The 19,896-nt window shown below is 28.6% G+C and carries 17 protein-coding genes and 1 tRNA gene; 6 read left to right on the forward strand and 12 right to left on the reverse strand.

The window, feature by feature from the left end:
• Nucleotides 1–27: 27 nt before the first annotated feature.
• The 3 genes from QN326_RS02715 to QN326_RS02725 are packed head-to-tail and all read right to left on the reverse strand — an operon-like array spanning nt 28 to nt 1,363.
• On the reverse strand, nt 28–360 hold the full coding sequence (locus QN326_RS02715) for an HU family DNA-binding protein (RefSeq protein ID WP_017193043.1): 333 nt from the start codon (nt 358–360) through the stop codon (nt 28–30).
• A 60-nt stretch (nt 361–420) separates the two neighbouring features.
• Nucleotides 421–735 carry a single-stranded DNA-binding protein gene (locus QN326_RS02720; RefSeq protein ID WP_017193042.1) on the reverse strand — a complete coding sequence of 105 codons (315 nt, stop codon included), beginning with the start codon at nt 733–735 and terminating at the stop codon, nt 421–423.
• Nucleotide 736: 1 nt separating this feature from the next.
• Nucleotides 737–1,363 carry a sigma-70 family RNA polymerase sigma factor gene (locus QN326_RS02725; RefSeq protein ID WP_342386428.1) on the reverse strand — a complete coding sequence of 209 codons (627 nt, stop codon included), beginning with the start codon at nt 1,361–1,363 and terminating at the stop codon, nt 737–739.
• A gap of 162 nt (nt 1,364–1,525) precedes the next feature.
• On the opposite strand from QN326_RS02725, the gene QN326_RS02730 reads away from it, so the two are divergent.
• The 6 genes from QN326_RS02730 to trpS all read left to right on the forward strand — a co-directional run bounded on the left by QN326_RS02730 (nt 1,526) and on the right by trpS (nt 9,316).
• A complete protein-coding gene (locus tag QN326_RS02730) occupies nt 1,526–2,074 on the forward strand; it encodes a hypothetical protein (protein ID WP_342386429.1) in 549 nt (182 codons plus the stop codon).
• Between the two features lie 365 nt (nt 2,075–2,439).
• Nucleotides 2,440–2,826, forward strand: coding sequence for an ABC transporter permease subunit (locus QN326_RS02735; RefSeq protein WP_052177948.1), 387 nt, complete (start codon nt 2,440–2,442; stop codon nt 2,824–2,826).
• Complete coding sequence (locus QN326_RS02740; protein WP_052177947.1) at nt 2,823–3,035, forward strand: hypothetical protein; 213 nt, start codon at nt 2,823–2,825, stop codon at nt 3,033–3,035. The genes QN326_RS02735 and QN326_RS02740 overlap by 4 nt, the downstream gene beginning before the upstream one ends.
• Before the next feature lie 199 nt (nt 3,036–3,234).
• Nucleotides 3,235–3,319 (forward strand) — tRNA-Leu (locus QN326_RS02745).
• Between the two features lie 165 nt (nt 3,320–3,484).
• Nucleotides 3,485–8,200, forward strand: a complete 4,716-nt coding sequence (locus tag QN326_RS02750) for a PolC-type DNA polymerase III (RefSeq protein WP_425323425.1) — start codon at nt 3,485–3,487, stop codon at nt 8,198–8,200.
• 111 nt (nt 8,201–8,311) lie between these two features.
• A complete protein-coding gene (gene trpS, locus QN326_RS02755; RefSeq protein ID WP_342386785.1) occupies nt 8,312–9,316 on the forward strand; it encodes a tryptophan--tRNA ligase in 1,005 nt (334 codons plus the stop codon).
• Between the two features lie 53 nt (nt 9,317–9,369).
• Here the strand turns inward: trpS and sufU are convergent, their stop codons facing one another.
• From sufU to QN326_RS02800, 9 genes are all read right to left on the reverse strand, one after another.
• Nucleotides 9,370–9,813, reverse strand: a complete 444-nt coding sequence (gene sufU / locus QN326_RS02760) for a Fe-S cluster assembly sulfur transfer protein SufU (protein ID WP_011160818.1) — start codon at nt 9,811–9,813, stop codon at nt 9,370–9,372.
• A gap of 14 nt (nt 9,814–9,827) precedes the next feature.
• Nucleotides 9,828–11,033 (reverse strand): aminotransferase class V-fold PLP-dependent enzyme, encoded by a 1,206-nt coding sequence (locus tag QN326_RS02765; RefSeq protein WP_342386431.1) that lies wholly within the window; start codon nt 11,031–11,033, stop codon nt 9,828–9,830.
• 76 nt (nt 11,034–11,109) lie between these two features.
• Nucleotides 11,110–12,351, reverse strand: coding sequence for a tyrosine--tRNA ligase (gene tyrS / locus QN326_RS02770; RefSeq protein WP_011160820.1), 1,242 nt, complete (start codon nt 12,349–12,351; stop codon nt 11,110–11,112).
• 184 nt (nt 12,352–12,535) lie between these two features.
• Nucleotides 12,536–12,892 (reverse strand): 50S ribosomal protein L19, encoded by a 357-nt coding sequence (rplS, locus tag QN326_RS02775; protein ID WP_011160821.1) that lies wholly within the window; start codon nt 12,890–12,892, stop codon nt 12,536–12,538.
• Nucleotides 12,893–12,933: 41 nt separating this feature from the next.
• A complete protein-coding gene (trmD, locus tag QN326_RS02780) occupies nt 12,934–13,662 on the reverse strand; it encodes a tRNA (guanosine(37)-N1)-methyltransferase TrmD (protein ID WP_071345634.1) in 729 nt (242 codons plus the stop codon).
• Between the two features lie 59 nt (nt 13,663–13,721).
• Entirely contained in the window at nt 13,722–13,985 is a 264-nt protein-coding gene (gene rpsP, locus QN326_RS02785; protein WP_011160823.1) for a 30S ribosomal protein S16, read from the reverse strand.
• Between the two features lie 447 nt (nt 13,986–14,432).
• Complete coding sequence (prfB, locus tag QN326_RS02790) at nt 14,433–15,545, reverse strand: peptide chain release factor 2 (protein ID WP_034171982.1); 1,113 nt, start codon at nt 15,543–15,545, stop codon at nt 14,433–14,435.
• Nucleotides 15,546–15,548: 3 nt separating this feature from the next.
• Entirely contained in the window at nt 15,549–18,056 is a 2,508-nt protein-coding gene (gene secA / locus QN326_RS02795) for a preprotein translocase subunit SecA (RefSeq protein ID WP_342386432.1), read from the reverse strand.
• A gap of 600 nt (nt 18,057–18,656) precedes the next feature.
• The gene (locus QN326_RS02800; RefSeq protein ID WP_342386433.1) at nt 18,657–19,148 is read right to left on the reverse strand and encodes an NUDIX hydrolase; all 492 of its coding nucleotides are present in this window, start codon (nt 19,146–19,148) and stop codon (nt 18,657–18,659) included.
• Nucleotides 19,149–19,896 lie beyond the last annotated feature (748 nt).

Genomic DNA, 19,896 nt, shown 5'->3' on the forward strand with positions numbered 1-19,896 from the left:
TTAGGTGTTTAAAAGAAAATAATTGGATTATTTTAAAATTAAAGTTTTCACTTGGTCTTTGATTGGTTTTGACATTTTAAAACTAACAACCGTTTTTGCAGGAATTTTTAAGTTTTTACCAGTTCTTTTGCCTGTTTTTTTGCCTGTTTGTTTATTGATGATGAATTTAGTTTCGGGTGTTGTGTGGGCTTTTCTAGTTTTTAAGATGAATTTGCCAATTTTAGAGGATAAAACTACTTCTTCATTTGATGTAATTGCTTTAATTAGAGCATTCTCAAATGAATTGTAAAACTCTTCGGTTTGGGTTATTGAGGTTTTATTTACCTCAGCTATTGATTTAATTAATTCTTTTTTATTCATATTTTTTTCTCCTTTTGGTTTATAAAAAAAGTCCCTTTTGGGGACTTAATTTTTTGAATATTATTTGGTTTTGTTATCTAAAAAGATGACGTTTTGGATAATTACTTTGATGGTGGTTCGCGTTTTACCTTCGTTTGTGGTATATTTTTGGATGGATAATGTGCCTTCTGCATATATTTTTGAACCTTTATGTAAATACATACTCATGTTTTCAGCTTGATTACGAAACACTACACAAGGGATGTATTGCACTTTATCCTTGTTGTTAATTGCTAAATTGAAATCTATTTTTGGGATTTGTTCGTTGTTGCTATTGATATATTGTTTTTCTAGGTTATGGGCGATATTACCGATTAATTGGACTTTATTTAACATTTTATTTCTCCTTATTTTTATAATTTGGGTTTAGTTTTTTGATGGCGTCTTTTTTTAAGTTTTCTATTTGTTTTAAAGTTAAATTTAGTTTTTGGGCGATTGCATGATTGGTTAGAGGTTGTTGATTAGGTTCGTTGTTGTTTTCTAGTGAGATACCAAAACTTAAACAAATAACATTGAATTCATTTTTACTTAGTTTAGTTTTTAGTTTTTTTATTAATAATTCATGTTTTACTTGTTTTAACCATAATTGATGTGGATTAAGGATTTTATCCCAATTAGGTTGTTTGTGTTTTTCTTCTTTAAAACTGATATTGTTTGATTTGGTTGTTTTTTGGGGAATTGAAGGTGAATGGCTTTTTCTTATTAGTTCATTGATTGCTGATTTTATTGTTGGTGTTGCATAGGCGATAAAGTCATAACCTAAATCTTGGTAATTATTTAGAGCTTTGATTAATCCTAAAATCCCTTCTTGATACAAATCCTCCTTAGTTAAAACTTTAGGGTAATATTTAAAATGATAAGCTAGTTTTTTTACTAAAGGTAAATGAAGTTCGATTAATTGATTACGAATTTCTAAATTCTTTTTATTTTTTAAAAAATCTTTAAATAATTTTTGTCTTAACATTCAATTCCTTTCTAAAAACATTTTTTTTAGAAAAGATATGAAATTATTTTTTAGTCTTGAAACAAAAAAAGACTAACTTAATAGTTAGCCTTAAAGAATTTTTAAAAAGTAAAAAGTGTCTAAACTTTTGGAACACCTCATTATATCCAAGCCCAAACTAGCATGATAGTAAGAAGGAATGACAAAAGATTTGAAGGTTTAATCCAAAAAGAAGAAATAAATTTTGAAGGTTTTTGCGATGAATTAAAAAAAATAGCAACTCCAAACGAACCAATTCAATTTGTAACATTCCAAAATACTGCTGCAATCCCAGTAATTAAAAAAATAGTAGCGCAAACAAATATGCAAGAATCACAGCCACTTGTTAAAAAAAACAACGAATTAAGTAGTCCTCCTGCATGCTTTCAGGATGTTTCACAAAAGAAATCCGATATTTTTGTAATAGATAGTTTTATGGCTAGATGGGCTTGTGCCTCAGATAATAATTTAGCTTTTTTTAACATGAATTCCAAAAATTTAAGTCATTCTGCTTGCCCTCAAGGTTTGGGAATGTTTTTGCCTAAAAAAAATGATAAAGATAGAAGAATACCAAATTTACAAGAAAAGATAAATACCGTATTATTGGAATTGGGATTAGTAAAACAAGAAGAAGGCAAATTCCTAGATATTATAGATTTAAAAAATAAACTTAATAGCTTGGAAAAAAATTAGAAAGATTAGCAAATCCAGAAACACAAATTACACATGAAAATGAAGAAATAAAAATAACAACAAAACAAATAGAACAATTAGGAAAAATAACAGATATTGAAACACTAAAAGCAAAACTTAAGGAACTTACAAATCCATTAGAACAAAATAAATCAATTTTAAGTGATAATGAAAAACAAAACTTAATAAATGAAATTGCAAAAACAAAAAAACAAATTACAAACATATAAAAAATAACCAAAAAATGGGTAGACGATATTTTTGAAAACCATCAAGAAACAATTAATCTAGCAAAAAATAATACTTGGTCACAAATTAGAAAAACTTTTCCATCTTATAAAGAAGGACTTAAAACTACTTTAATTTTGGCTATTGATGGTCTTTTTTTAGGCTTTTTATTAGCTATTTTATGCACCTTAATGAAAAATGCCCAATCCAATAATCCTTATATATTAAAAATTAGCAAAGGAATAAGTTGGATCTTTGATATTTTATTTTTCATTTTAAAAACGATGCCAACAGCAGACCAAGCAATGCTTGTTTATTATGGCATTGGAAACCTTTGTAATAAAGGTGTTATTACTTCTCTTAATGCAGGACTTTTGGTTTTGAGTCTTAATTCTTTAGCAAACATTAATGTAATTTTAATGCAGAATATCAAATTTTTAGATAAAGGACAAATTGAAGCGGCATTGAGTTTGGGAATGAGCCAAAGACAAGTTTTTTCTCTATTGTTTTTCCCCAAGCTTTGAAAAGATCAGTGCCTTTTATTATCCAACAATTCATCACAAACATTAAAGATAGTTCTTTTTTTGCTATGATAGGCGTCTCTGAGTTAACTTTAGTAGCTAAAAATAATACTGGAGTGACTTTTAATCCGATCTTGCCTTTTGCTATGATAACTGGTTTTTACTTAAGTATCATTGTTATTACTAATTTATTAAACAAAAATATTTACTAAAAATATCCTTCATAAATAAATAATTTTTCAAAGTTTTAACACCGAAACCTGATAAAAGGCCATTAGCTAATGTGGTCTTTTTTTGGGTGGCGGGCATGTAAATATTATTTTGGTTTATGATTTTGAGGAAAAAAAACAAAAATCAAAATAAAACTGATATAATATATAAGTATGATATTTTTATCATTTAAAACAAAAAGCTGATGTGGCGGAATGGTAGACGCACTTGACTCAAAATCAAGCGAGCAATACTCATGTCGGTTCGAGTCCGACCATCAGTACCATTAATTTATTTTTATTTATAATTGCATCTATGAAAAGAAATAACAAATAAAAAATTGCATGAATTTCATGTGTTTTTTTATTTGTTTTATTTTTTAAAAAACGATTTGAAACAACAATTTTGATTTCTTGCCTCTTTCTTGCCTCTTTTCCCAATCAACTATTAGGTGGTATTTATTGTGTCTACTCATTCATTTAAAAAATTTATCGAACAAAAAGGTTTTTGCAAAAAATATTTTCAAAATCCTCAAGTAAAAAAAATATCAGTTTGCCAAAAAAGCCCAAAATGGGTTTTACAAATCACATTTAAACATTTACCTTTAGTTTGTGATTTAGCATTTTTTTTAGAACAATTACTCCAAGAATTAACTATTTTATGGAAAAACCAAGCGCAAACCAAGCCTAATTTGCCCCAAATTGAATACCACATCGATTTTGAAAATTGGGATTATCTAGAATCTTTGGCAGAAAGTTATTTTAATTATATTATAACCCAAGCCAGTTTAATAAAAAAATATCATGATTTAGATTATTTTGCAATTCAAAATCACCAAGTAAATTTTCAAAACGGAAAATTTATCATTTTTGTAAATCCTAATGCATTTAAATGTTTAAATAAAAAAATGGGACTTCTTCAAGATTTTTTTTCTAAATTTTATGGTTTTAAAAATGAATTTATCTTATCAACAGATAGAAAAATTGATATCAATAGAAAAAAATCCACAAATATTGAAATCAAAGAATTGCAACAAAATCCGAATCATCAAACCAACTCCAACGAACAAAATCAAGAAAAAAATCCAAATAACAAATCAAATCCAACTTCTCAAACCGATCAAACAAAACAAGCAAAAACAACACCCCAAGCAAAAGCATATAATCATAATAAAGGAGCTTATAATAGCAATTCTAAAATGACAACTAAAGATACAAAAATAAAAGATCTTCCTAAAAATAAACAAGAGCTGGAAGAATTCAACCGTCAAAATCCCAATACTTATGTAATTGTTGAAGGTTTTTTGGCTCATCCTATCAAAGAAGCTAATTTTCAGTATTCTTATTTAAAATTTGTTATAGAAGAAAACGACAATGATTTTTCTATCGAAAATAAAGATGCTATTTTAATTCAAAAAAAAGTGTCCAAAGATGAAAAAGAACAATTTTTAAAAGCCAATTACCAAACTGGACAATTATTTAGAATCACAGCTCGAATTAATTATAGTGCTTGGGACGATGTTCATTTAATGATGACACAATACGAAAACCTAGAATCAGATTCAATTTCGCCTTCATTAATCCGCCAAGACTTGGGTTTTCAAGGCAAAAAAAGAATTGAATTTCACACTCACACTAAAATGTCTAATTTAGACGCCATTAACAGTGCCAAAGAATATTTACAAATAGCAGAATCATGGGGACACGAAGCGATTGCTTTTACGGATCATGACGGCATTTATGCTTACCCTGAAATTAACGAACATGCCAAAAATAAAAAAATCAAACCTATTTATGGAGTGGAAGTTGATTTTATTGAAGAAAAACCTATTTATATCACCAATCAAAAAGAAGATAATTTAGAAAAAGATTTTGTTTTAAAAGAAGCTACTTATGTGGTTTTTGACTTGGAAACTACTGGATTATCTAATGTTCGTGACAAAATTATTGAAATCGCTGGAGTAAAAATTAAAAAAGGAAACAAAATAGGAGAGTTTCAAAAATTTATCGACCCGCAACAAAAATTAACCAAAACTATCACCGATATTACCAATATTACGGATGAAATGCTTCAAGGACAACAAACAATTGACCAAGTTTTACCACAATTTTTAGCTTTTGCCAAAGACTGTGTTTTAGTGGCTCACAACGCTTCTTTTGATATTAATTTTTTAAAAGAAAAAGCAAAAGAACTCAAAATATCTTTGGAACCACAACCCATTATTGATACCATGGCGTTGTCTCAACGTTATTTCAGTAATCTTTTAAAATATTTTTCTTTAAAAAGATTGGCAACTTTTTTCAAAGTCAAATTAGAAGACCATCACCGTGCACTTGCGGATGCCACTGCCACAGCAGAAATTTTTATCAAAATGATTGATCAATTGGCAGATCCAACCAAAGATCCCAAAGACGAACAAGTAATTACTTTTTTTGACTTACAAGAAAAAATCGATCCCAAATACGAAAGACCTTATCACATCAATATTTTAGTGGCTAATCAAACCGGTTATCGCAATCTTTTTGAACTTTTAAGCAACGCTTTAACTAAGGATTTTAACAAAAGCCCTCGTGTTTTAAAATCTAATTTAGCTAATTTAAGACAAGGTCTTTTAGTGGGTAGTGGTTGCATGAATAGCAATATTTTTGAAATAGCTCTCAATCAAAACATTTCCAAATTGAAAAAAGCTATTTCTTTTTACGATTACATCGAAGTGCAACCTCCCCAAGCTTATAAACATTTAATTCATGATTTAGGCAAAAACGGGCTTCAAATCATTGAAACTACTCTCAAAACCATCATAAAAGAATCCCAAAAACAAGCAAAAATAGTAATTGCCACTGGGGACGTTCATTATATTCATCCTTGGGAAAAAGATTATCGCGAAATTTATATTAGTGCCAAAATGGTAGGAGGCGGCTTACACAAATTATCTAGATACGAAAATAAAAACTTGCCAGAAAATCACCTTTTAACCACCCAAGAAATGATAGATGCATTTGCCTTTTTACAAGATGAAAAATTAATTTATGAAATTGTAATTGAAAATACTCATTTGCTTAATTCCAAAATTGAAAAAATCAAAGCTTTTTCTTCGGAACTATTTTCTTTCAAAGACGACGCTTTCAAAGCCAACTTACAAATACCAAGCATCAAAGAAGAAATTAAGCGTTTGGTTGATACAAAAGTTAAACAAATGTACGGCGCAACTCCCCACCCTTTAATTAAAGAAAGATTAGATCAAGAGTTAAAAAGTATTATCGGAGAGACAAAAAACGAAAAATCTAATCAAAATATTGCTCCTGTTTATTATTTATCACATTTATTAGTTAAAAATTCTTTGGAAAAAGGTTATTTAGTAGGCTCACGTGGTTCGATTGGTTCTTCTTTAGTAGCAACTATGTTAGAAATTACCGAAGTAAATCCGTTAAAACCACATTATTATTGTCCAAAATGCAACTACACTATTGTCCAATTAAAACCACAAGAAAAAGAACAATATTACAACTCAGAAGAAGAAAAATACCACAAAGAACTTGATAAGGTTTTTTCGGGATACGATTTGCCAAACATGCCTTGTCCCAAATGCGACACTCAGTTCAAAAAAGACGGTCATGACATTCCTTTTGAAACTTTTCTAGGCTTTGAAGGCAACAAAACTCCTGATATTGATCTAAATTTTGCAGGTGATTACCAAAGCCAAGCCCACAATTACATTAAAGAATTATTAGGAGAAAAACACGCTTTTAGAGCAGGAACCATCCAGACTGTTGCCCAAAGAAACGCTTATGGCTATACGATGGGTTTTGTAGAAGAAAAACAAAAACAATGGCGCAAACAAAAAGTAGCCCAAATTGCCAACAAAATCGAAGGAGTTAAACGTTCTAATGGCCAGCATCCAGGAGGAATTGTTGTTGTGCCGCCCGATCGCAGTATTTATGAAGTAACTCCTGTCCAATATCCAGCTAATGACACCAATTGGAAAACCACTCATTTTGATTATCATTCCTTTGAGCAAAATCTTTTTAAATTAGACATTTTAGGACATGATGATCCTATGATGATTAAATTTTTGATGGATTATGTTAAAGAAAATCGAAGAATTTTCCCTTTCACAAGAGCCCAAGATATTCCTGTAGATGATCCCGAAGTTTATAAATTGTTTTCCAACGAATTCAAAATTGATTCTTCTGTAAATCCAGGAAATAAAATCACTATTGATTCTTTGGGTATTCCTGAATTTGGAACTATTTTTGTCAAACAAATGTTAAAAGATTTAACAACCGCTAAAAAAAATTCACAAAAACAAGCAATTAAAATTAATTTTGCTGCTTTAGTAAAAATCTCAGGACTTTCACATGGAACTGATGTTTGGAACCAAAACGCCAGAGATGCTATCAACAAAACAGGCGAATTTGAAAAATACAAAAATAAAACAATTTCTTTTGATGATATAATTGGTTGTCGTGATGATATTATGTTACAACTACAAGAAAAAGGGCTTGATCCTTTAAAAGCTTTTGATATTATGGAATTTATCCGTAAAGGCAAACCCCAAGATGATTTTCAAACATGGAACAAATACAAACAAGAAATAAAAGACAAAGTAGAAGCTTGGTATATTGATTCTGCTGCTAAAATTAAATATTTATTCCCTAAAGCGCATGCCACTGCTTATGTTATTATGGCTTTGAGGATTGCGTGGTTTAAAATGCATGCACCATTAGCTTTTTATAGTGGTTATTTTTCTAAAAGAACAGAACAATTCGACCACCAAACCATGATTAGTAACGATATAAAAATTATTAAAGAAAAATTAAATAAGCTTGCAGAATTGAAAAAAAGTAAAAAAATCAAAGCCAAAGAAGATGCTTTAATAAATACTTTAAAAATTGCCGAAGAAATGGTACATCGTGGTTTTAAATTTTTAACTGTTGATTTTAATAAATCAGATGTTAGTGTTTTAAAAATAGAAGATGGTGGTTTTTTAAGGATGCCACTGCTTTCGCTTGATGGTCTAGGTTTGATTGCTGCTAATAAAATTGTAGAGGCGCGCCAAGAAAAACCATTTACTAAAGATGATTTTGCCACTCGTTCTAAAATTAATAAAACCATTTTAGCCAAAGCAAAACAAGAAAACCTTTTAGATTCTTTAGAAGATGAATGAAATTAAAAAAACAAATAATAAATAAATTTGGTTAAATCCACAAAAATATTAAAGATGATTTTGCTATAATAAATCATTTTGCAAAAAATAAAAAAGGAGGTGATAAAATTGATACCAAATAAAAGATTAGTGTCAGGGATCAAACCAACGGGCGATCTTACTTTAGGAAATTATATTGGGGTTTTAAAACCTTTGCTATATTTGCAACAAAACTTAAAAAATTTTGATTTTTATCTTTTTATAGCTGACTTGCACGCCCTTACTTTTTATCAAGAACCCCAAACACTAAAACAACAAATCAAAAAAATAGCAGCTCTTTATTTGGCAACAGGGCTTGATCCTGAAAAAATAAATTTGTTTGTTCAATCTGAAGTAACACAACATACTTATTTGGGTTATCTCTTGGAATGCAATTCTTATTTTTCTGAACTACAAAGAATGATTCAATATAAGGAAAAAAGCAAAATTAATGCAGAAGGAATAAGGACTTCTTTATTTACTTACCCCACATTGATGGCAGCTGATATTTTGATTTATGATGCAAATTTAGTGCCTATTGGCAAAGATCAAAAACAACATTTAGAATTAACTAAAAACTTGGCTACAAGATTTAACAATTTATATGGCAATACTTTTGTTGTTCCGGAACCTTTTTTTAATCCTTTGGGTTCGAAAATAAAATCTTTGCAAAACCCTTTGAAAAAAATGAGTAAAAGTGATACGGAAAATCCTAAAAGCTATATTTTACTTTTGGATGATCCTCAAATAATTAAAAGTAAAATTACCCAAACTGTTACAGATTCCCAAAAAATAATTAAATATGATCCAGAAAATAAACCTGGAATTTCTAATCTTTTAACCATTTATGCTTCTTTAAAGCAAATTAGTATTTTTGAAAGTGAAAAACTTTTTCAAAAAAGTAATTATAAAGAGTTAAAAAATAAAGTCGGTGAAGAAATAATTAATTTTGTTGTACCTTTGCAACAAAAATTTTATCAATTAATTAATAGTGCAAAATTGGATGATATTTTAAATAAAGGAGCCCAAAAAGCTTCCTTGATTGCAGAGAAAAAAATCCAACAGGTACGAAAAAAATTAGGTATTTCAAGGTTTTGATGTATAATATTTATAAATAAAAAAGACAACCTTTTTAGGGTTGTCTTTTTTATTTAATAACTTTTTTTATTGTGTGCTTTAATTACTTGTTGTAAAGCTTTCCAAGGAAGGCTTATACAAGCGACTCTTCCAGGAAAATTAATAAAATGTTTAAATAATAGTAATTCTTTGTCAAGTTGAGTTTCATCATATATTTGATTATTAATCATAGCTAAAAAATGATTTATTTTTTCTAATGTTTGTTGAATTTCTAGATTCTTAAGATGTATAGACATCAAACTTGCTGAAGCGCGACAAATAGCACAAGCTTGAGTTTCGTATTTAATATCTATTAATTTTTGATTTGAGATTTTGATTTGTAATGAAATAGAATCACCACAAGAAACATTTTTATTAGTTATGTTTATAAAATCAGGGTCTTGGGAAAGTCCCCAATTTTGAGGTTCTTGATAATGTTTAATGATTAAATCACGATATAATTTATTTATTTCTAACATTTTAATGCCTTGAGTTATTTATTAAATTTGGAGAAAAAAGTTTGCGTTTTTTTTAAGTTTTTAATTAAAATATCAATGTCTTCTTGATTGTTGTGAATGCCTATAGAAACTCTAATTATACTTGTTTGTTTTAGTTTTTGAGTAGCTAAAAAAGCACAACATCTACCAGTTCTTACATAAATATTTTCCTGAGCTAAAAAAGCTTCTGCATCATGGGCATGAATTTGATTAAAGTTAAAAGTAATGATATTAGAAAAAGCTTGAGGATTATAAATTGTGATTTTAGGAATTTGTTTTAATTCTTTCATTATATTTTGATAAATCTTTTTTTCATGTTTTTGGATGTTTTCAAAACCAATTTCTTCAACAAATTCCAAAGCTTTTTTAAAAGCAAGAATTCCTGAAATATTAGGAGTTCCTGATTCAAATTTATTAGGACCTTCGTTGAGTAAAAAATGTTTTAAAGAAAATTCTTTAATGGAAGTTCCTCCAAATGAAGGAGGTTGTAATTGTTCTAATAAATGATTTTTGCCAAACAAAATCCCTATTCCAAAAGGACCGTATAATTTGTGGGATGAAAATGCTAAAAAATCTACATCTAAAAATTTAACATCTATGGGTAGGTGACTTGATGATTGGGCAGAATCTAAAATAACTAAAGCGTTTTTTTTGTGAGCTAAAGTTGTTATTTCTTTAATGGGAGTTTCGTACCCTAGTAAATTAGAAACATGAGTTAAAACAACTATTTTAGTTTTGTTTGTTAAAACCTTAGCAAAATTTTCTACAGTTATTTGATTCTGTTCGTTTAGGGGAACAAAAATTAATTTTGCTTTTTTTAGTTTGGCTTGTTTAAACCAAGGAAGCACGGAAGAATTATGTTCTAATTCTGATGTAATAATTTCGTCACCTTCTTGAAGGGTTTCTCCTAAGCTTTGAGCTAATATATTTAAAGAATCAGTAGTTCCTTTAGTAAAAATAATTTCTTCTGGTTTGGAATTAATAAAATTAGCTGTTTTAATTCTTGTTTCGTTCATTAGTAAAGTGTTTTGATGAGACAAAACGCCAAAAGATTTGGTATTGAGTCCATTTGTGTTATAAAATCTAGTCAATTCATCTATTACTTTTTGAGGTTTTAAAGAAGTAGCAGCATTATCAAAGTAAACAATCTTGGGGTTGGTTTTGAAAATTGGGAAAAGACATCGAAAAGGATTATTTTGCATTTTGGAAACCTCTTAATTTGTTAAGACATATTTTTTCATAAATGAATTAATAAAATAAATAAAAAGTTATTAATAATTAAAAGACTATTAAAGCGTTGTTTTTTTTGCCTTTTTTCAAAAGGACATATTTATCAAATAAAGTGTTTTTTTTGGTTATTGCAAAATCAAGGGATTTGATTTTTTGATTAAATAATTTAATAGTGTTGTCTTTGATAAATTCACGAGCTTCACTTTTAGAAGTTGCCAGTTTTGTTTGAACTAAAGCATCAACTAATAAAATATCTTCTTTTGTGGAATGACAAAACAAAGTTTTTTGCAATAAAATAAAATCTTTTTCTTGGAAAGATTCTTTTTTAGCATTAGAAAATAAAATTTGGTTAGTTTTTATACATTCTTGCAAAATATCTGAGGAATGAATTAAAGTAATAATGTTTTGGGTAAGAGCTTTTTGAGCTAATCTTTGTTGGGGGTTTTCCAAGGTGTTTTTTTCTAATTCCAAAATTTCTTGCTTGGGAATTAAAGTAAGCATTTTTAGATAATTGATTACTTCTTTATCAGAAACATTTAAAAAATATTGATAAATTTCATAAGGGGAAGTCATTGAAGGATTTACCCATAAAACCCCTTTTTCGCTTTTGCCAAATTTCGTTCCATCTGAATTTAACAAAAGAGGAGTGCTAATTCCTAGTGCATCGGATTTTTTTTCTAATTTTCTGATGAGTTCTAGTCCGCTTGTGATATTTCCCCACTGATCAGAACCGCCTAATTGTAATCTAACTTTATGATTTTTGTATAAATGATGAAAATCTAAAGATTGTAAAATCATATAAGAAAATTCAGTAAAAGAGATGCCAGAAGCAAGTCTTTTGGCTACTGCGTGTTTGGAAAGCATATAGTTAATGTTAAAAAGTTTTCCGTAGTTTCTGAGGAAAGAAATGATATCTATTTGAGAAAGCCATTGATAATTATTAACAAATTCTACTTGTTTGTTTAACAATATGTTTTTAAGTTGACATTCAATACTTTTAGCATTTTGCAATGAATTTTCTAAAGATAATAATTTTCTTTCTTCAGTTTCTTTGGGATCTCCTATTAAACCTGTAGCCCCACCTACTAAAATAACGGGTAGATGTCCTTGTCTTTGCATTAATAAAATCATTGTTATTTGAACTAAATGACCCACTGTTAAAGAATGAGAAGTAGGATCAAACCCACAGTAAAACTTAACTTGGTTGTTGTCTAATAATTCTTTAACTTGTGTTTCGTTACTACAATCTTTAATTAAATTACGCCATTTTAATTCTTCATAAAAAGACATTTTGGGCTCCTATTTTATTTTTAGAAATAATTTTCTTGGTTTTGAGAAAAATCATTAAAATAGGGTTGTTTTTAATAATTTTCTAAATTTTGTTTATTAAAAAAAGGGGGAAAAATATATTTAAAAAATGTTATTAAAAGTTTTTTATTATAAAAAAATGTATTTCTTTAAACAAAAAAACAATTTATCTTTGTTCTTTAATACGAGAAGCTTTAGAAGAAAGGTTGCGAACATAATGCAATTTGGCGCGACGAACAATACCACGACGAACTACTTCTATTTTCTCGTTAGTAGGGGAATGTACTGGGAAAGTTAATTCAATTCCTACACCAGCAAATATTTTTCTTACAGTAAAAGTTTCTGTAACTAATCTTCCTTGGCGTTTAATAACTAAACCTTCAAAAATTTGAACCCTTTTGCGGTTTCCTTCATCAATTTTGATAAATACTTTAACTGTATCACCAGGTTTGAAAAAAGGGACATCTTTAAGTTGGTGCTGGTTAACTGATTCTATTAAATTTTGTCCTTTTAATTGAGACATAATTTTGCTCCTTTGTTGAATTCAAATAAATAATTCTTGAATTATTTTTGTAATTCTTGTTTAATTTCTGTTAAAAGTTTGGTTTGTTCTAAAGTTAATTTTTTATTTTCCAAAAGATCAGGTCTTTTTTGTAAAGTTGCCTTCAAGCTTTCTTTTTGGCGCCAACATCTTATTTTGGCATGGTTTCCAGATAACAAAACAGCAGGCACTTCGTGATTCAAATAACTTTGCGGGCGGGTGTATTGAGGATATTTAAGCAAACCTTGTTGATGGGAATCTTCAAGATAAGATTGTTCTTTGATAACTTCTGGAAGCAGTCTTGTAATTGCATCAACCAAAACAGTAGCAGCGATTTCTCCTCCTGTCAAAACATAATCACCTATGGAAATTTCTGCATCAATATATTGCAATATTCTTGCATCAACCCCTTCATAATTACCGCATAAAATAATTAAATGAGTTTCTTTTTGAGCAAAATTAGTGGCATGTATTTGATTAAAAATTTGTCCTTGAGGAGATAATAAAATAACTTTGCTTTGGGGAGTTTTTATTTTTTGTAGACAATCAAAAAAAGGAGGGAAAGAAAGCAACATTCCAACTCCTCCTCCATAAACGCTATCATCTACTTGATTATGTTTATTTTTGCTATAAGTTCTTAAATCATGAAGTTTTATTTGAACTTTTTTTTGTTCTAAAGCTCTTTTAATAATGGAAGTTTCACAAAAACTTTTAAAAAAAAGCGGAAAAATAGTGATAATTTCAATAATCATAAAATTTAGTTTTTAACCGTTAAAGGCGCTTTCATTTATTTTTGAAATTGAGAAAAAAATTATTTTTCAACTTTAGTGTTAGTTTTTGCAACAAATTTACTTTTTTTAAATACTTTTTTGACTGTTTTAGTTGGTTGAGCGCCATTGGATAACCATTTTTGTACTTTGTTGTGGTCTAATTCAACAATATCTAAAATAGTGTCATAAGTTCCTAAAATTTCTAAAAATTTACCATCTCTAGCATTTTTAGATTCGCTTGCAACTACTCTGTAAAAAGGTCTTTTATGCACTCCGAAACGTTGTAAACGCATTTTTATTGCCATAATAAAAACCCACTTTCTATTTTTTTATTAATCGTTTAATCGTAAATTAAAAAGTTCATCCTAAATATTATCACATAAAATAACTGAATTGTCAAGTGTTTTTGATAAAAAAGATGAGAAAAATGTTTTTTGATGAATTCTTAAAAAATAAAATCTTTTGAAGATTTTAATTAAGGTGAAAGACATTTCAGTACATTAAAAAATGTTTAAAAATCAAAAACAATAAATAATAAAGGGAGTGATTTTAATGAAAAATAGTGTTCTTTGTTGCTTTAAAAAAATAAAATATTAAAATTGTTCTAAGACAAGACAAAAAGAAAACCCAAAACAAATACTTTGGGAAATTATTTATTCTTTGAAATGCCTTTTTATCTTGGCTTTTCCTATAATTATTTTTTTTATATTGGTTATTGATTAAAAAAATAATTAACTTTGTATTTTTATTTTTTATTCATGAGGAGAACTAATAGGTATTTTGGTTAAATATCCATTGATAAATTCGTCGATGTTTCCATCCATTACTTGTTCTAATTGAAAAATTTCTTGATTAGTGCGGTGATCTTTAACCATTTTGTAAGGATGAAAAACATAGCTTCTAATTTGAGAACCCCAACCATTTTCTTTTTGGTCGCTTTGAAATTTTTTAGCATTTTCTTCTTTTTGTTGTTTTGATGCTAATTGAAATAACTTGGTTTTTAGCATTTGCAAAGCTTTTTCTTTGTTTTTGATCTGACTACGTTCATTTTGACAACCCACTACTAATCCTGTTGGCAAATGAGTTATTCTTACTGCTGAATCAGTAGTATTTACGTGTTGTCCGCCTGCACCACTACTTCTAAAAACATCGATTTTAAGATCTTCTGTTTTTAAATTAATTTTGATTTCTTCATTAATTTCTGGCAAAACATCGCAAGCTACAAAAGAAGTATGTCTTTTGGAATTAGCATCAAAAGGAGAAATTCTTACCAAACGATGAACTCCTTTTTCAGCTTTTAGATAACCATAAGCATAAGTTCCTTTAATTAATAAGGTAGCTGATTTGATTCCTGCTCCTTCACCTGGTTGATAATCAAGAATTTCGGTTTTAAAATTCTTTTTTTGAGCATATTTTTGATACATACGGAAAAGCATTTCGCACCAATCTTGCGATTCAGTACCTCCTGCTCCTGGATGGAATAATAAAATAGCATTGTTAATATCATAAGGTTGATTCAAAAAAATTTTAATTTTGAAATCAAAAACGGCTTTAGTAAGGTTTTTTAATTCTTCTTCTAATAAAGCAGAAGTTTCATTTGGGCTTTCATTTAAATTAAATAAAGTTTCTAGATCCAAATAATTTTGTTCTAAAGTTTCTAAAGTAGTTTTTTTGTCTTGCAAGTCGTTGAATTGTTGGCTTATTGTAACAGCTTTTTGGGGGTCTTGCCAAAAATCTTCTTTTTGCATGGCGCAATTTAATTTTTCAATTGTTTGATTGGTTTTTTTTAAATCAAGGGCTTGTTTTAAATCTTGAAGGTTTTGATGCAAGTTTTGTAAAATTTGATTAATTTCGTATTTTTCCACAAATTAATTCCAAGGTTTTTTAGAAGTTCTTACTTTTCTAGTTCTTCTTTTTTTAGAAGATTCATCATCGCTTGAATCATTGTTTAAAAAAACTTTTTGTTTGGGAGGCGTTTTAAAACTATCTGCGAAAGAAAACTTTAAAATAGTAGCAGTAATGTCGTTTGCAATTTTTGCAATCATGTTATTGAATAAAACTTGTCCTTCTTTTTGATATTCAATAAAAGAATCTTGTTGTCCGTAACTTACAAATCCAATTCCTTGTCTTAAAGAACTCATGTCATTGATGTGGCGTTGGTAGTAATTATCAATTATTTTTAATGTAATCCATTTAAGACCTTTTGCAAAATATTGAGATTTAGAAGGGTCTTTTTCAAAAAAATCTTTTTGAGATTGTAAAGTGGCTTTTACTTTTTGCAATAAATGTTGTTGAAAAGAATCAAGGGAGTTTGTTTTAGGGTTATTGCATAATTCTTGTACTTCTTCTAAATCAAAGGTTTGTTTAGGGAAAAATTTATTTTCTAAAAAAGTAATTAAAGTTTGGGTTTGACATTGGGTAGGGTTGTTAGTAAAATGTGGCAAAATAGCTTTATTAAGGGTCTTTTGCATTAAATCTTGAACGATTTGTTCTACTCTATTGCTAACTAGAATTTCTTTTCTTTGGTTATAGATAATTTCTCTTTGAATACGTAAAATATCATCATATTTTAAGAGGTATTTACGATAGTCAAAATTGGAAGATTCTACTTTTTTTTGTATTTTGGTAAAAAATTTAGTCACCATTTTAGATGAAGTTTTAGTTTCGGAATCGCTTATTTTTTGGAGCAAAGAAATAATTTTTTCTATTCTAGTGCCACCAAATCTTTGGGCAAGTTCATCTTCGCTAGAAATAAAAAAACGTGAATAACCAGGGTCGCCTTGACGTCCAGCACGTCCTCTTAATTGGTTATCAATTCTTCGTGATTCGTGTCTTTCAGTACCTAAAACAGCAAGTCCGCCTAATTCTTTAACCCCTTCGCCTAAACGAATATCAGTTCCACGTCCTGCCATATTAGTAGCAATAGTAACTGCATTTTTAAGTCCTGCCTTAGCAATGATGTCTGCTTCTTTAGAGTGGTTTTTGGCATTTAGAATTTCGTGTTTAATGGAATGTTTTTTTAATTTTTTAGAAATAATTTCAGAAACTTCTACTGTAGTTGTCCCAATTAAAATGGGTTGTCTTTTTTTGTGGCGAGAAGTTATTTCTTCAATTAAAGCGTCGTATTTTTCTTTTAAAGAAACAAAAATAAAATCGGGATCGTCAATTCTTATCATAGGAACATTGGTAGGAATTTCGATAACTTCCATGTTATAAATGTCTCTAAATTCATCTTCTTCGGTTTTGGCAGTTCCTGTCATCCCTGATAATTTGTGATAAAGACGGAAAAAATTTTGATAAGTAATAGTAGCTCCAATGGAAGTTTCTTCTTTAATTAATACTCCTTCTTTGGCTTCTAATGCTTGGTGAAGACCGTCGCTAAATTGGCGTCCTGGCAAAGCACGTCCAGTAAATTGATCAATAATTAGAACTTGTCCATCTTTGTAATCAACTAAGTAATCTTTGTCTTTGTGCATCGTAAAAGCTGCTTTAAGGGCGTTTTTGACATGGTGGAGCAAAGAGGCGTGTTCTACGTTGTATAAATTATCAATTTGGAAAAAGTTTTCAGCTTTGGTAATTCCTTCTTCGGTAAGTTCAATTGTTTTAGTTTCTAATTCAATAAGATAATGTCTATTTTTAAGGGTGCGAACAAAACGTTGTGCTTCTTTGTATAAATTCTTAGTTTCTTTGACACTTTGGGAAATAATTAAAGGCGTTCTTGCCTCATCAATTAAAATAGAGTCTACTTCATCAACAATAGCATAACTGTAAGGGCGTTTCATTACCAAATTGGAAGCTTCAATTTCCATGTTGTCTCTTAAATAATCAAACCCTAATTCACTGTTAGTAGTGTAGAGAATATCACATAAATAGGCTTGTTGTTTTTGTGCGTGGTCTTTGTCTTTGGTATTAAGTCCTACTGTCATTCCCAAAAAGCGAAAAACATCACCGATGCTACCTTCAAATTCTCTTTTAGCTAGGTATTCATTGACTGTAACAATGTGAACAGGGTTACCACTTAAAGCGTTAAGATAAGCAGGCATGATGGCAGTAAGGGTTTTTCCTTCCCCAGTTTTCATCTCAGAAATATTTCCTTGATGCAAAATTACAGCGCCCAAAATTTGAACGTAATAAGGAGTAAGTCCTGTTACTCTTTTGGTAGCTTCTTTGGCAAGAGCATAGGCTTCGGGCAGCAGTTGGTTAAGGGTTTTTCCTTCTTGAAAGAGTTTTTTTAATTCTGCGGTTTTTGTGGCAAAATCTTTGTCATCTAATAAAGCCATTTGGGCTTCTAAATTTTGTACTTTATTAGCTATGGTTCTAGCTTTTCTTAAAGCTTTTTTGGAAGAATTAAATATTTTTTTTAAAAAATTTAACATAATCGTTTAAATCCTTTATATTTTTTAGTTTTTGAATTTGTAATTGCGGGTTGTTGGTTCGTATTTCAATAATTCTTACTTTGGTTCAATATTAAAAAATGAAAATAAAATAATGTTAATTTTTATCAAAAACCTGAGTGAAAAAACAAAAATTAACAATTTTAGGGGGAAACCAAAGTAATTGGAGGGAAAAATGAAAATAATTGGGGTGGTATTTTGGGTAGCAAAAGCCCTTATTTGCAATCCCATTATTATTTATTTTAACATATATTTAGTGGTTTGTTGACATCATTTAATTATTTTTTGCTGTTTGTGGCTTTATTTGCGGATTTGATGGTGGTGGTGAAAAAAAGCAAAAAGCGCGCGAGGAAAAAATGAAAAAAAGACTACCGCAATTAGATAGTCTTTTTTTAGTTAAAACAATTTATTTTGTGTTTTTAAAAATTGCTTTAAAAATTTGAACAATAAATGCTACCTAGAGAATTTTTTAATAATTTGCATTAATAATTATTTCAATTTATAATTATTTCAATTTATAATTATTTTGAATGTAATAATTTGGAATATATTTTAATTTTTTTCTTAGCAAAGACATTTTGCCTAACAAAATTTAGTTTTGTATGTTTGAGGTTGGGTTTGGTTTTTGTGTTGTAAAAAATCTTTTAAAAAGGTTTTGTCAATTTCCATCATAGCATCTATTGGCAAAGAGGCCTCATCAAACCATTTTAGTTCAGCAACTTCATCATCTTGTGGGCTTAATTTTCCTTGTGTTTTAGTTACTACAAAAGCCATAACAACTGGATAGACAACATCTCCGTTAGGATAATTGATAACAAAATGTTTTCCACAATAGGTACGAAAGGGATGAATTTCTAAAGCTTTAAGACCTGTTTCTTCTTCTAGTTCTCTTACGCAAACATCAGCTCCAGTTTCTCCTAATTCCATTGCTCCACCATGAAGTCCCCAAACATTAAAATCTTTGCGGAATTGCAATAAATATTTATTATTTTCATAAACAATAACGGAAGCCCCAGGAGAAAATAAAGGGTCTTTCCCAATTTTTTGGCGCAATTTGTTGATATAGTTGCTCATTTAAAAAACCTTTTTCCATTCTTTCTTTTTTAATTTATTTTTTTAATTTTAGCTTTTTTAATTTTAATATTGTTAATATTGTCAAAAAGTTATTTTTGAATTAAGAAATAAATATTTTTGGTAAAATTAGTAAAAAGTGTAGATAGCATAGATAGCAAATAAATGAAAATGCAAATAATAAGTTTTTTGTAAAAAATATTTCAAATTATTATTTGATTTATTATAAATAGTTGTTTAATTGATGGCTAAAATTTTGATAATATTTTTCCTCCCAATATTTTTTTGGATAACTTTTATTTCTGTATTTGTTGGATGGCACAATTTATGGCTTTAATTTTTTTATTTTTTAAATCAAACTTTACAAATGAAAGTAAACTTTTAAAATTAAAAGCTTAGTGAAATAGGGCTTTAACAACCAAAATAAAAGATGACAAAACTAAAAAAAATTATACTTACTATTTTATTTTAGCATTTTTTTTAATATTATGTTATTTTTTGCTAACTTTTTTTTATTTTTTTGTTGTTTTGTAATTTGAAAAAGGCAATTTTTAGTAATTTGTTAATTTGAGCTACTAAAAATACTTGATTATTCAAAAATATTGACTTTTATATTAGTTGTAAAAAGTGCAAAAATATTATAATAACTCAAAAAGGAAGCCCTTCAACAAAAGGGCTTTTTTATTTCAAACATTTTATTATTAGAAAATTATAAATCTTATTTATTGTAACTTTTTTTAAAGGATATTTT

Source organism: Candidatus Phytoplasma asteris (genome assembly GCF_038505995.1).
GTDB classification, from domain to species: Bacteria; Bacillota_I; Bacilli_A; order Acholeplasmatales; family Acholeplasmataceae; genus Phytoplasma; species Phytoplasma asteris.

Bases quoted from the DNA above. Each gene is read 5' to 3' on its own strand.
- QN326_RS02715 (WP_017193043.1), bottom strand. From the start codon at position 360: ATGAATAAAAAAGAATTAATTAAATCAATAGCTGAGGTAAATAAAACC.
- QN326_RS02720 (WP_017193042.1), bottom strand. From the start codon at position 735: ATGTTAAATAAAGTCCAATTAATCGGTAATATCGCCCATAACCTAGAA.
- QN326_RS02725 (WP_342386428.1), bottom strand. From the start codon at position 1,363: ATGTTAAGACAAAAATTATTTAAAGATTTTTTAAAAAATAAAAAGAAT.
- QN326_RS02730 (WP_342386429.1), top strand. From the start codon at position 1,526: ATGATAGTAAGAAGGAATGACAAAAGATTTGAAGGTTTAATCCAAAAA.
- sufU (WP_011160818.1), bottom strand. From the start codon at position 9,813: ATGTTAGAAATAAATAAATTATATCGTGATTTAATCATTAAACATTAT.
- QN326_RS02765 (WP_342386431.1), bottom strand. From the start codon at position 11,033: ATGCAAAATAATCCTTTTCGATGTCTTTTCCCAATTTTCAAAACCAAC.
- tyrS (WP_011160820.1), bottom strand. From the start codon at position 12,351: ATGTCTTTTTATGAAGAATTAAAATGGCGTAATTTAATTAAAGATTGT.
- rplS (WP_011160821.1), bottom strand. From the start codon at position 12,892: ATGTCTCAATTAAAAGGACAAAATTTAATAGAATCAGTTAACCAGCAC.
- trmD (WP_071345634.1), bottom strand. From the start codon at position 13,662: ATGATTATTGAAATTATCACTATTTTTCCGCTTTTTTTTAAAAGTTTT.
- rpsP (WP_011160823.1), bottom strand. From the start codon at position 13,985: ATGGCAATAAAAATGCGTTTACAACGTTTCGGAGTGCATAAAAGACCT.
- secA (WP_342386432.1), bottom strand. From the start codon at position 18,056: ATGTTAAATTTTTTAAAAAAAATATTTAATTCTTCCAAAAAAGCTTTA.
- QN326_RS02800 (WP_342386433.1), bottom strand. From the start codon at position 19,148: ATGAGCAACTATATCAACAAATTGCGCCAAAAAATTGGGAAAGACCCT.